This is a genomic window from Corynebacterium renale (genome assembly GCF_002563965.1).
Lineage (GTDB): Bacteria > Actinomycetota > Actinomycetes > Mycobacteriales > Mycobacteriaceae > Corynebacterium > Corynebacterium renale.
The window spans coordinates 222,291-234,482 of the sequence record NZ_PDJF01000001.1; the positions used below are offsets into that span (position 1 = coordinate 222,291).

Below are 12,192 nucleotides of genomic sequence, written 5' to 3' on the forward strand. Positions count from 1 at the left end.
AATCATGTTCACTTTTGTATCGTCTGCACCACGTCGTGCGGTTGCGGTGGCGTCCATCGCGGCTACCGCAGCTATTGTGGCTGGCTGCGCTGACTCCGGGAACCAGACTGCTAGCCCCTCGGTAGCTACGGAAACGTCGACGTCCATGGTCACAACCACGAGCACGCCTGCCCCTACCGGGGATACGGAGTCGGAGGCTGGTATCCAGCCTTTGGGTGCGGCGAATCGGGAAATGAAGACCCACCGGCCGCAGGCTCCTGGCGAACTTGTGGTCAAGGATGTTCGCTTAGGCTCCCATGGCAATTTTGATCGCGTGGTGTTCGATTTAGCTGGCGAGGGTGAGCCTGGCTGGTTTATTACGTATGAGAAGTTCCCTGCCCAGCAAGCGTCGGGTCGCCTCATTGACGTTCCGGGCGAGACGTCCCTGAACGTAAACATTGATAACACCACCTACCCGTTTACGCTGGGTATGGAAAGTAAGCCGCTGGGTCGCTTCACTTCTGCGGATACCAAGGTTGTCACTGAGGTTGTGGAGGCCGGCACGTTTGAGGCGCGCACCCAGTACGTCATCGGCCTGAAGTCGGAGGCTCCGTATTCGGTGCAGGTGCTGCAGGATCCGACGCGCCTAGTCATCGATATCGTCTACTAGTACACGGCTTCCACCCGCCACATTCCACGCCCCCATACGAGTACCCATCCGGTCTCTGGGGCGTGGTTTTCGCGTTTTCCCACCACTTGGATTCTGGCCACACGTCCTTCTTCCGGGGTGGCGGCATCCCACCAACGGCCGTCGACAGGCCAGGGCCCAGCCCACCCGGTAATCAGGTAGTTTTTCTTCCCCCAGCGTAGGGCGTGCGGCACTGCGGTCAGGAGGGCTTCGGCGTTGACCCCCACCCGTTGCCCGTGCTTATCGACGACCACAACGCGCGCCGCTGGGTGCGTCGCCGGTGGGCCGAGCCGCGCAGGCAGTGGCCCCATGAGCCTGCCGGGGACGGGCTTCCCGGCAGTAGCCGGTTCGGGTTCATCGCCTGCGGGGATGAGGTAGACGCGGTCCGCGACCCCGCGCCCGGTGCCGGCGACAGGCCGCACGATGGCGTCGGGCCCCAGCTGGGATGCGACGCGTGCGATGACGGTGGCGGCTGCTTCATCGTCGGCGACGGTATTCGCTGCCAGCAGTGTGGATGCGTATTCGGGAACCGCTACTTCGATGGGGTTCAAGATGAGTTCGGTGAGCGCTCCACGTATCCCGGACGTCAGCCAGGCGTCGAGTTGCCAGCGCACACGGTCGGCGGTGGCGGTTTCCGTAAGGGGTTCGCGGGTACGCCAGGTTCGCTGGTGGCTGGTACCTGCGATGATTGCTTCAATAGTCAGACGGTGGCATACGTATCCTGCTGTGGCCAGGCGGTTATGAAGTTGGGCGGCTAGGGTGCGAGCGGCGAAGGCTGCGGCGTCGACGCGTTCGATGGGTTCCTCGGGAATGAGGCTCACGGAGAGGTCGGCGCCGGCTTCGGCGGGCGCTATGCCGCGGCTGGGCGTGGCGCGGGCGATGGCGTGTGCATGCATTCCCGCGGAGCCGAATCTGCTACTCACTGATTTTCCGGGCAAGTTCGCAAGGTCCCCGAGTGTATGTACCCCGACGTCGTGCAGCGTGGCGATGGTGTCGCGTTCGCATCCTAGGGCGGCGTCGGCGACGAGGGCGTCGAGGGGTTGGACAGCCAGGAACTGGGCAGAGTGCTGTGGAGGGATGACTGCGCCTACGGCACCGTGGCGGGCTGCGATAATGGCGGTGGGTAATTCGTCAGCGATGCCGGCTTGGCAGTCGATACCCTGCCGGGAGGCGGCGGTGACCAGGAGTTCGGCTGCTTTTTCTTCGCTGCCGTGAAACTTTGCCAGCGCTGCGGCGTTGCAGGCGATGAGTCCGGGGCGGATGACTTCGACGTTGGCGGCGACGTCGTCAAGCCCTGCGACGATTGGTTCAAAGTAGCGGGCGTCCCTGTCTTCGTCGAGTTCAGCAACGGTAAGCCCGGGGATGAGTGCCTGGGCTTCGCGCAGGCGCATGCCGCGGCGGATTCCCCGGTGGCGGGCAGAGAGCGTGCAGGCGGCGACCCGGTGCGTGGCGTAGAGGACGACGGGTCCTTCCAGCGTGGTGTCGTGGGCGAGTGCCCACGCGTGCAGGGGCCAGTCGGGGAACCACACCACGATGATGCGCGTGGTGTGGCTAGACAACGCGGATCGTTCCTTCCGTGGAGACTGTCGGGGTGTGGCCTACGGTCAAAGTCGTGGCCTGCGGTACGTGGCCGCGCGCCTGGACGGTGACGTTAATATCGACGCCGGTAATCCTCCCGGAGCCGCGGGCCAAGCCGTGAAAGCTGGTGACCGTCCCTTCAAGCGTGGCTGCAGGTGCGGCAATGTGCGCGCCACTCAGCAGGAAGGCTGCGCGCCCTGAGCGCAGTTTCGCTTCGAGGGGGCGGGCTACACTCGGCGGGATTGTGTAACGCTTCCCTTGGCTCGCGTGCCGGTAGACCACGAGGTCCAAGCCCTCACTGAGTACCGTGGCCACGTGCAGGCCGTGCGTACCCGGTTCAGGGACGGCGACGATACGCTGCAGCCGCCCGCCCATATCGTCCACGCTTGCGAATGCTAGTTCAGGCCACCCAACGACCCCTGCACGCAATCCGGCGTCGGTAGCCTGCGCTAGGATATAAGCCACCAGTTGAAAACTCTCCCCTACAACAGTGACTGCCCGGCGCGCTAGCCCTCCATCAGGAAGGATTGCGCGGAGACGTTCACCAACGTCAATGACGCCTTTCGGCGCTACGGCTTCCTCTTGCGGGGCGGTGTGCGCGCCACCCTCGATGACGGACATGCGGGTACGCAAAGTAGCGATGCGCTCCTCGCGCGACATGTGTGAAAGATCAGGAAGATCCCCCACTTTTCGCACACCTGTTCCCGTCATGGGGTCCATTATCGCTTCTGATTCTTTGCCCGTCAACCCCGCTGGTAGCCTTAATTTTCATGAACGCCTACAGCAGCATGCGCGCACGCACCACCCCGATCCCCACCCCGCCGGTGGTCCGGGTAGGAACTTCGCTTCTCTTCGCATTGGGCGTTGCTGTGCTGGGCACCTCCATGTCCCGAAGCCTGCAGGTTGTATGCATGGCCGTGTGTATCGGCTCCGGCTTACTCCTGATTTTCAGCCACCCGTATCGACGCGCAATCCGCGCCTTCCTAGAGGAACGCGGCATCATGTATCGCCCCAGCTTCTGGCAGGTGGTTCCCCTCTTCTTCGTCTGGTTGGCGCTCATGCTTGTACCCGCGTTCGCGCCGATGCCGTGGTGGGGCGTGGGCCTTGTATTCTTAGGCGTTTTTGGGTGGATGTACTGGACGTTTCCGCATATCGATGGCACGCGTTCCCTCGCCTACGCTTAAGTTTTCTGTACGGTGGGGTCATGAATTCTTCTGTAAATCAGTTCCTATCCTCCCTTCCTGTCGACAAGATTGCTGCTCGCGTAGGCGCCGACCAAGACACCGTCAGCTCGACCCTGCAGGCTCTTGTGCCGGCGCTCCTGGCCAAAATGAGCGACAATTCCCAGGACGATTCCGGCGAGCAGGCCTTAAGCTCTGCGCTTGACCAGCACGACCCTTCGCTTATCGACGGCACCGTCAACATCGATGACGTCGACGAAGAAGACGGCGAAAAGATTACCAACCACGTCTTCGGTTCCGAACGCAACGAGGTAGCCCAACAGCTTGGTGGCATTACCGCCGGCGGTGCCGGCCTGGTGCAGAAACTTCTGCCGATTATTGCCCCACTGCTTATGTCCTGGCTAGCCGGCAAGGTTCAAGGCGGCGGTGCTTCCGGCAAGGGCGGTGGCGTAGTACGCAGCGTCTTGGGAGGACTCTTGGGCAGCTTGGCAGCCGGCAAGGCCACCGACAGCGGCATTGGTGGCGCACTCGGCGGCATCCTGGGCAGTGTCTTGGGATCTAAGAAGTAGCTTTAAGGTCCCCTTAAAGCGAAAACACTTTGTACCAAGTCGGCACAAAGTGTTTTGTCATTTCTGCTTAACCCGCTAGTTACCTATAAGGTCCAGGTCCAGATTTTCCACCAGCGATAAATCAATCCAGGGCTAGGACGCCGTTCACTCCTGTCCGGCAGGGTTCCATCCGAGTTGTAATCCAGAAGGTCCCATGGGGACCATTCGCGCGGACGCCACGGATTAGGCTTGGTTTCTACCGGGGGAACTGGACGCCCTGTTTCCTGTGGTTCATCGTCATTCACAGGTGGCAGTTCCGGTTCCGGCAATGGCACAGGTCCTGGTTCTGGATCTAACCCTGGCGCAGGTTCTGGCTCTGGCGTTGGTTCTGGCCCTGGCTTAGGCGTCGGTTTTGGGCCGCCACTAATAGCTTCGACTGCCGCACCACCGTTGATAAGACCAGCTCCGCAGCCTCCCTGACAATTCGACATGGGGCGAGCAGTGTCTTTCAGGATATTCTCGATCTCGTCAGGACTGAGATTTCGGTTTTCAGACAACATATTGGCGATAATGCCCGAGACAAAAGGAGTCGCCATCGAGGTGCCCTGGTAATAGGCAAAATTCGGCCGACCTTGGGCAGACTAACCCGAGTTAAGTGTTGAAAGAATTCCACGATCGGTGCGGAAGTCACCACCCGGCGCAGTGATATCCACGACATGACCGTAGTTTGAATATGACGCTACGGCGCCAGACTCACCAGATGCACCAACCGTGATTACTCCGTCACAATTTGCTGGCTGCACATTCCCTGCATTCTGACGTTCGTTGCCAGCGGCGACGACCACAACGGAACCGCGGGAACGAGCTTCGTTGATGGCCTCCTGGTAAGTCCGGGAGCACACCCCTTGACCACCAAGGGACATGTTGATTACCTGCGCTGGAGTCCGGTTAATCGGAAGATTTTTCACCTGGGCGCCTGAGGCCCACAGTACTGCGTCTGCAATGTCTGAAGTATAACCACCGCAGGCTGCCAGAGCACGCAGTGGCTGCACTTTTGCGCGGGGTGCTACGCCAGCCACACCTATGCCATTGCCGGCTTGAGCTGCAACAGTGCCTGCCACATGCGTTCCATGCCAGGAAGACACCGTGCCACGGCCATTATTGCCACACTGGTAGGGGCCAGTCCAGTCGCCCTCATCTGTCGGATCGTTATCCCGACCGTTGCCGTCACGTGCCATGTTGGGATCAGAAATGAAATCCAGACCTGGGACAATATTGCCATCAAGGTCTGGGTGATAGGCATAGCCTGAGTCGACGACAGCGACAGTCACCCCTTCACCCTGGTTCGAGGCCGCCTCCCATGCTTGCTCAACACGTCCACCAAACTCACCGTGAAAGTGCCATTGGAGATTATAGAACTCGTCATTCAATGCAAAAGGCTGCATAATGGCGTCCGGTTCGATGTATTCAACATCACCACTGGAGCGCATTTCGTCCATAAAGTTCTCTGCGCGGACTGGATCGAGAACCTCGTCCACTTCCACGACGACGGTACCGTCGCTACGAGTTCGAACCTCTTCAATCTCAAGGTCTTCCTTCACAGCAGCTTTTGTTTGCGGTACGCTGCCGTTGCTTTTTCTTGTGAGCATTGTCCTTATATCGGACAATGAATCGATCTGTTTCTTTTTCCTCAGGAGAGTCGACGGGAGACTCCAGCCGCTCTTCAGAACGAACTCGTTCCTCGACCCCTTCTGCATCTGTTTCTTGTGCAGAGGCTACGTTCATGCCGCCCCCCCCCCAACACTGCCAGGCTTGTTGCGACCGCCAGGACGCTTCGCCGATAAGCGCGAGTTTTCCAGTGATTACGCGGTATATTAACCATCCATTGCCTTTCAAAGTATCTACTTCTGGCTTGCGATGTTCTTGGCTACCCCCTCGGGACGCAACTAAGAAAATCAGCGATTAAACACATTAGCCCATCGTCGCAGCATCAAATCTCAGATTTTTCTCAGCTTTATATAGTAGAAAATTAAAGGTAGTTACGCGAACGTAAACACCAACGTGAGAGGGCTGCGATTCCACGGCCAAGAGGTCCCACGGCAACCCATTTGGGCAGAGTCCAACACATTCGGAAGCTCTACCCCCACCTTTTCGGGGGCAACCGGGCCCGCACTTCATACCATCGCTATAGCGCCGCGCACGCAAGCGCTAATCTATAAAACGATTCCTTCTCCCCAACCGACACAAGCTATGCAAAACGTCCTAGACCTGGTCAACGCATTTTTGAACCAAAAATACGGTACCGCGCCCATGGCGCCAGACGAATTCCAACGCGCCACAAATAACTTAACCCGCCTCGACCTCGCATATACGGAAACCGATGACGGGATAGCGCTACAGGTATGGCTGAACATGAAAACCTTCGAGCTGCACCGAACACTCGGCAATCACGATAGTACCGAGGCCTTCTATCCCAGCCTCATAGAGGCACTACACGACATCACCGCAGCTGGTTTCGACGAACTTATCCGCGACTAGCCTAGACCGCACACAACCTTATTCCTCCGAATTCTGTTCATGCATGATCGAAAAAATCTTCCACACAATCGAAATAAGAGCCGAAAGAACAAGCAGGACAATAACAAGTTCTATCAAGCTCATCCACCTTCCCGTCAGTAAAGCTATTAATGACGGAATCAAAAATCCGATAGCCGCCAAACAGCTTGAAGCGATTGTCAGCCGATCGATTCGGAAAGATCCTTGCACTATGAGACGCCCAAGCAAGCGTACGGCGATAAAGACAACCAACGCCGTAAATGCTACTAACATTTTTATTTACCCCCTAGAATAAGCATCAACTCAAGTAGTTTTGCTTACCCAACATAGACGTCCAGCGAGTGTCCATACAATTTATAGCGTGGCTATGAAAATAAATGCGCCACTAAGCGCACGCCCTAGTCCAGCCCGCGCTTGCCTGCCCAGCGTGATAGTGCATACCGGTTGGATTGCTGGGTTTTCCGCAGAATATTAGAAGCATGAGTTTCCACCGTCTTGATCGAGATGAACAATTCGGCGGCTATTTCTTTATACGTATAACCACGTGCTAACAAGCGCAGGACCTCGAGTTCACGGCGGGTGAGGGCATCCACGATGGGGTCGTGGTCGGGTTCCGGTTCGGGGGCAACGTCAGCGCCTGCGAACGCGTCCAGGACAAAACCGGCCAGGCGCGGGGAGAAGTAAGCGTCACCCGAGTTCACGCGGACGATTGCGTCGACGAGTTCCTCGCCGGAAATATTCTTGGTGACGTACCCGCGGGCGCCCGCCCGGATGAGCGAAATAACATCCTCGGCGGCATCCGAGACCGACAGCGCTAAGAAGGTGGTGTCGACGGAGACGCCGCGGACTACTGCGAGTCCGCCGCCGGCGGGCATGTGGACGTCGATAAGCACTACATCGGGGCTGGTCGCGTTGATCCCGGCGATGGCGTCGGCGACAGTCCCGGCCTCGCCGACGATGTCCACCTTGCCACTGAGTTCGGCACGCACTCCGGCGCGGAAGACGGAGTGGTCATCGACAAGAAATACGCTCACCATGAGGCTTACTCTACCGGCACCGACACGTGGATCTCAGTTCCCTGCCCAAGCGTGGATCGCACCCGGGCTGAACCGCCCGCGCGTTCCATGCGTCCGGTGATGGAATCGGAAATCCCGTGGCGGTCCTCCCCCACTGCGGCGGGGTCAAAGCCGATGCCCCGGTCGCGGATAAACACCTCGAAGGTTCCCCCGAGGTGTTCGGCGTACACGTCTACTGTGGTTACCCCGGCGTGCTTAGCGGCATTTGTTATGGCCTCGCTCGCGGCGTCGATAGTGGCCTGCACACCACCGGTGAGCTGCGGGTCCTCCCCCACCGTCACCGGATTCGCCGACACTCCGAACCGATCCTCCACAGCAGCGCACACCCGCTGCAACTCACCGAACGCGGACTCTTCCCGGGTACTTTCCGGGGCGAAGAGCCACTGCCGAAGTTCGCGTTCCTGGCTGCGGGCAAGGCGCTCCACCTGGGCAGGATTATCGGCCTGCTTCTGGATGAGCGCCAAGGTTTGCAGCACAGAATCGTGCAGGTGAGATGCGATTTCTGCGCGTTGCGTAGCCGCTGCGGTTTCCACCCGGGAATCAGCCATGTGGTTCCACAGGCGCATCACACCAGGCCCGGCCAAAACACCCACTCCCAGTAACGTAATTGTGACGGCCAGCAACGCAATGAACAGGCTGCTGGTGACGTCCTCGTCCTCACCGCGGACCACGCTGAAGAGGACGATCACTACGCCTCCCAAGCTCAGCACCACGCCAAGGAGCACGCTCAAGATCCCAGACCAGCTGCGCAAACCCCGGTCGTAAGCACGCCACACCAGCACCACGCCCAGGGCGAGTGGCACCAGGAAAAGGAGCAAGGGGCCGGCAAAGTCCGTAATAAAGCTCAGCGTGACCGCAGCCGCGATAACGGCAAGCACAACTAGGACCCTATTCGTGGCCTTCCCTGGATTCTTCGCCGAACCTACGCCCTCCTGCACACGGACCGAACCAGTCGGAAGCAATGCCCACAGTGCAATGTAGGCCAACATGCCCACACCACCGCTAAAGATAGCGACGAGAAACGCCAAACGGACCCACAAAACAGGGACACCCAGGTGGTCGGATAGACCGGCGCACACGCCTGCGACCACGCGGCCGTCGTCGTTGCTGCTAGCACGCACTGCCTTCGGGAATGGGTACGTGGCCCTCCCCGCGGGTGTTGGGGGTTCAGCCTGGTAAGCCTGGGGCGTACGGGAATCACTCATAATGTAGCCATTCTCCCACGCGGCGTCCACGGGCACATCGGGAGAAACCCTGAAAAATCCGTCCCCGCCCCACGCGGGAAAATCAGGGACTTTCCCCGATGTATTTCCGCGCCATAGCCGCCAGAATGAAAGCATGAGTTCAACAAACGAAGTTTTTTCCGACATGTGGAAGACCCGACCACACCGCGTCGAAGGCGGCACCCTCGCCGGCGTGTGCCAAGGCATCGCTATCCGCTACCAGGTCGACGTGACACTCGTGCGCGTCGTGTTCGCCCTCCTTACTTTGGCCGGTGGCGGTGGTATCGCGCTCTACCTGTTGGCCTGGGGCCTCATGCCCAAGGGTACGAACACGTTCGGACCGCTAGATGCCGCCTTGAACGGAAATGGTAAGGGGCACCCGGAGTTTAACCAGCAGAAGCGCACTGGGTGGGTGATTTTTGTGCTCGTCGTAATTTCGCTACTGGGTGGCGTTCCCGCATCCGGCGGGATCGCGGGTGGCGGAATGCTCGTCGGCCTTATCGTCGCTGGGTTAGCGTTGTATGGCCTGCACCAACGCACCCCCATTGCGCCGTTCCCACAGGGCCCTGATCAGGTCGAAGAACCACTCCTTGCGGATGGCCCGACCCAGCAGACTCCCCCGTCCTGGGATCCACTCGGTGCGGCCCCCTTCGCGTGGGACCTCCCCGAACCTGGCGAAGAACCCAAGCAGACGAACTGGGTGCGCCGCCTCATCCTCGGAATTGCCGCTGTCTTCCTAGCGATTATCGCACTATTTGTCGGTCTTTTCGGCTTCGTCGTCACCACGAACAACACTGACGACGCGCCCACCGCCGCCACCTCCCAGCTCCAGGACAGCTACAGCCGCACAATCGGCGATTTCACCCTGGACTTACGCGGCCAACACACTCTCGACGAGGACCGCTCCATCACCATCGAAAGTGGCATCGGCGACGTCACCGTTATCGGCCCGCGCACCATCCCCACCACCGTTGTCTACCAGGGCGGAGTTGGCGACTACACCGGCCCAACCACGCTTAACGACGACGCCTCCGGCCCCCGCCTCACCATCACAATCAACTCCGGTATTGGCGACGTCCGAGTCATCCCCGCAGATAAAGCAGACGTAGACGACTAATCCAACTTCGCGCGCAACGCCTCTGCCCCGTCGGCTGCCTCGTAGAGATCGTCGAATTCATCGGCGACGAGGTGGTCTTCGGGGCTCAGCGCAAAGTATTTAAGTGCTGTCGCAAGTTGAACTACGCGTTGCCCATCCGGCTGAATCGCAAACGTTGGGCCATGCCCGCGTGCAGCAACAAGGAGCGAAGCCAAATTCGCCGCCACCGTAAACGCTGGGAGCCCACCCAGGGCTGGAAGCGTTGCGGTGGTGTAGTTACCGTGGAGCTCCTCTAAACCAGAATCCTGAAAGACGGTTTCCAGTGCTACCGGTTCGGTGTAGTTATCCCGCAACCATTTCAACATGTACTGGGCATCAGCCGTATTGCCGTAGAGGGTGCTCCACATCGAGCGGATAGCCATGTAAAACTCCTTTTTGCCTAGCTAGAAAAATACTCATGCCGGTTGATTTCGGCATGAGTATTAGTGGTTTATAACCTTATTCCCACTCGATGGTGGCTGGCGGCTTGGACGTGATGTCCAGGACCACGCGGTTGACGTCAGGCACCTCGTTGGTGATGCGCGTAGAAATTGTCTCTAGGACGTCGTACGGCAGGCGGACCCAGTCGGCGGTCATGGCGTCCTCGGAAGCTACCGGGCGCAGCACGATTGGGTGGCCGTAGGTGCGGCCGTCGCCCTGGACGCCGACGGAGCGGACGTCGGCAAGCAAGACCACTGGGCACTGCCAAATCTGGTCATCCAGGCCGGCCTTGGTCAACTCTTCGCGGGCGATGGCGTCAGCTTCACGTAGCAGGTCCAGACGGTCCTGGGTGACCTCGCCAATGATGCGGATACCCAAACCTGGGCCCGGGAACGGCTGGCGGTTCACGATAACCTCAGGCAGGCCAAGTTCGCGGCCAACCGCGCGGACCTCGTCCTTAAACAGCAGTCGCAGTGGCTCAACCAGCTCGAACTCGACGTCGTCAGGTAGGCCGCCGACGTTGTGGTGGCTCTTAATATTCGCAGTACCGGAACCTCCGCCGGACTCCACGACGTCCGGGTACAGGGTGCCCTGCACCAGGTAATCAACCTGCTCGCCTTCCAAAACGCCAGCGACGGCGCGTTCGAATGCTCGAATGAACTCCGCACCAATAGCCTTACGCTTCGCCTCAGGCTCGGACACGCCAGCCAACTTGTCCAGGAAGGCAGCGCGCTCGTCCATGGTCACCAACTTGGCGCCGGTGGAAGCCACGAAATCCTTTTCCACCTGTTCGCGCTCACCCTTACGCAGCAGGCCGTGATCCACAAAGATGCACGTTAGGCGGTCACCGATAGCGCGCTGGACGATAGCCGCAGCCACAGCAGAGTCCACACCACCAGACAAGCCGCAAATTGCCTTGCCCTCGCCAACCTGGGCCTTGACGTCGTCGATAAGCTGCTGAGCAATGTTCTCCGCAGTCCAATTACGCTCCAGGCCAGCAATGCCGTCGAGGAAGCGGGTCAGAACCTCCTGGCCATGCGGGCTGTGCAGCACCTCCGGGTGGTACTGGACGCCGGCCATCTTGCGCTCCACATCCTCGAAAGCGGCAACCGGTGCGCCCTCCGAGGAAGCGGTGACGGTGAATCCCTGCGGTGCCTGAGACACGGAATCGCCGTGGGACATCCACACCTTGTGGGTTTCTGCCAGCCCCTCGTGGAGAACACCGCCGGACACCGTGATGTCTGTACGGCCATACTCGCGTTTACCCGTGGCCTCGACGGTTCCACCGAGCGCCTTCGTCATCATCTGGAAGCCGTAGCAGATGCCAAAGATCGGCAGGCCCAACTCAAAAATCTCCTGGTCCAGCTGCGGAGCACCCTCCGCATACACGGAAGAAGGGCCACCGGACAGCACGAGGGCTACCGGATTCTTCTCCTTGACCTCAGCGGCCGTGATGGTGTGCGGCACGACCTCGGAGTACACCTTGGCCTCACGCACACGGCGGGCAATAAGCTGCGCGTACTGGGCGCCAAAGTCAACGACTAAAACTGGGCGGGGATGTGTATTTCGCTGCGTCACGGAAGGTAACCTTACCGCACAGCTCACGCTTTATAAAGACGGTTTATAACGACAGGTGGGCGCGCGAGCAACTCCGGCCGCCGCGCGGGGATCGCACGGGGATCGCACGAGGATGCTGGTTAGTTTGAGGGGCCAAAAAGATTATATTCACGAAAAAGTGCGGATTTTGGCACCCCGAACGTGCCAAGGCAACTTACAGGAAACTCACA

Annotated in this window: 11 protein-coding genes and 1 pseudogene; 5 read left to right on the forward strand and 7 right to left on the reverse strand. The window is 59.5% G+C overall.

Features of this window, described 5'->3' with window-relative positions; all coding sequences use genetic code 11:
- Positions 1-4: 4 nt before the first annotated feature.
- On the forward strand, positions 5-649 hold the full coding sequence (locus tag ATK06_RS01025) for an AMIN-like domain-containing (lipo)protein (RefSeq protein ID WP_098388689.1): 645 nt from the start codon (positions 5-7) through the stop codon (positions 647-649).
- Here the strand turns inward: ATK06_RS01025 and ATK06_RS01030 are convergent.
- Entirely contained in the window at positions 646-2,226 is a 1,581-nt protein-coding gene (locus ATK06_RS01030) for a DNA polymerase Y family protein (protein ID WP_098388690.1), read from the reverse strand. The genes ATK06_RS01025 and ATK06_RS01030 overlap by 4 nt on opposite strands.
- Positions 2,219-2,956: a hypothetical protein gene (locus tag ATK06_RS01035; protein WP_048381953.1), complete on the reverse strand. Its 738-nt coding sequence runs from the start codon at positions 2,954-2,956 to the stop codon at positions 2,219-2,221. The genes ATK06_RS01030 and ATK06_RS01035 overlap by 8 nt, the downstream gene beginning before the upstream one ends.
- A 59-nt stretch (positions 2,957-3,015) precedes the next feature.
- Here ATK06_RS01035 and ATK06_RS01040 point away from each other — a divergent pair, with 59 nt between their 5' ends.
- The gene (locus tag ATK06_RS01040; RefSeq protein ID WP_048381512.1) at positions 3,016-3,429 is read left to right on the forward strand and encodes a hypothetical protein; all 414 of its coding nucleotides are present in this window, start codon (positions 3,016-3,018) and stop codon (positions 3,427-3,429) included.
- Between the two features lie 20 nt (positions 3,430-3,449).
- On the forward strand, positions 3,450-3,995 hold the full coding sequence (locus ATK06_RS01045) for a DUF937 domain-containing protein (protein WP_098388691.1): 546 nt from the start codon (positions 3,450-3,452) through the stop codon (positions 3,993-3,995).
- A gap of 83 nt (positions 3,996-4,078) precedes the next feature.
- Here ATK06_RS01045 and ATK06_RS01055 read toward each other — a convergent pair.
- Positions 4,079-5,731, reverse strand: a pseudogene (locus tag ATK06_RS01055) (S8 family peptidase).
- Positions 5,732-6,224: 493 nt separating this feature from the next.
- On the opposite strand from ATK06_RS01055, the gene ATK06_RS01060 reads away from it, so the two are divergent.
- Positions 6,225-6,512, forward strand: a complete 288-nt coding sequence (locus tag ATK06_RS01060) for a hypothetical protein (RefSeq protein ID WP_098388694.1) — start codon at positions 6,225-6,227, stop codon at positions 6,510-6,512.
- A 416-nt stretch (positions 6,513-6,928) separates the two neighbouring features.
- On the opposite strand, the gene ATK06_RS01070 is transcribed toward ATK06_RS01060, so the two are convergent.
- Positions 6,929-7,564 carry a LuxR C-terminal-related transcriptional regulator gene (locus ATK06_RS01070; RefSeq protein ID WP_172607444.1) on the reverse strand — a complete coding sequence of 212 codons (636 nt, stop codon included), beginning with the start codon at positions 7,562-7,564 and terminating at the stop codon, positions 6,929-6,931.
- A gap of 8 nt (positions 7,565-7,572) precedes the next feature.
- Positions 7,573-8,811, reverse strand: coding sequence for an ATP-binding protein (locus ATK06_RS01075; protein ID WP_098389364.1), 1,239 nt, complete (start codon positions 8,809-8,811; stop codon positions 7,573-7,575).
- Between the two features lie 133 nt (positions 8,812-8,944).
- Between ATK06_RS01075 and ATK06_RS01080 the strand changes: the two genes are divergently transcribed.
- On the forward strand, positions 8,945-9,946 hold the full coding sequence (locus tag ATK06_RS01080; RefSeq protein ID WP_053072897.1) for a PspC domain-containing protein: 1,002 nt from the start codon (positions 8,945-8,947) through the stop codon (positions 9,944-9,946).
- Here ATK06_RS01080 and ATK06_RS01085 read toward each other — a convergent pair.
- Complete coding sequence (locus ATK06_RS01085) at positions 9,943-10,347, reverse strand: imm68 putative immunity domain-containing protein (protein WP_053072898.1); 405 nt, start codon at positions 10,345-10,347, stop codon at positions 9,943-9,945. The two genes, ATK06_RS01080 and ATK06_RS01085, sit on opposite strands and share 4 nt — an antisense overlap.
- Positions 10,348-10,423: 76 nt before the next feature.
- Positions 10,424-11,983, reverse strand: coding sequence for a glutamine-hydrolyzing GMP synthase (guaA, locus tag ATK06_RS01090; protein ID WP_048381520.1), 1,560 nt, complete (start codon positions 11,981-11,983; stop codon positions 10,424-10,426).
- Positions 11,984-12,192: the final 209 nt, after the last annotated feature.

Excerpts from the sequence above, each read along its gene's own strand:
- ATK06_RS01025 (WP_098388689.1), top strand. The coding sequence starts at position 5 with ATGTTCACTTTTGTATCGTCTGCACCACGTCGTGCGGTTGCGGTGGCG.
- ATK06_RS01035 (WP_048381953.1), bottom strand. The coding sequence starts at position 2,956 with ATGACGGGAACAGGTGTGCGAAAAGTGGGGGATCTTCCTGATCTTTCA.
- ATK06_RS01040 (WP_048381512.1), top strand. The coding sequence starts at position 3,016 with ATGAACGCCTACAGCAGCATGCGCGCACGCACCACCCCGATCCCCACC.
- ATK06_RS01045 (WP_098388691.1), top strand. The coding sequence starts at position 3,450 with ATGAATTCTTCTGTAAATCAGTTCCTATCCTCCCTTCCTGTCGACAAG.
- ATK06_RS01060 (WP_098388694.1), top strand. The coding sequence starts at position 6,225 with ATGCAAAACGTCCTAGACCTGGTCAACGCATTTTTGAACCAAAAATAC.
- ATK06_RS01075 (WP_098389364.1), bottom strand. The coding sequence starts at position 8,811 with ATGAGTGATTCCCGTACGCCCCAGGCTTACCAGGCTGAACCCCCAACA.
- ATK06_RS01080 (WP_053072897.1), top strand. The coding sequence starts at position 8,945 with ATGAGTTCAACAAACGAAGTTTTTTCCGACATGTGGAAGACCCGACCA.
- ATK06_RS01085 (WP_053072898.1), bottom strand. The coding sequence starts at position 10,347 with ATGGCTATCCGCTCGATGTGGAGCACCCTCTACGGCAATACGGCTGAT.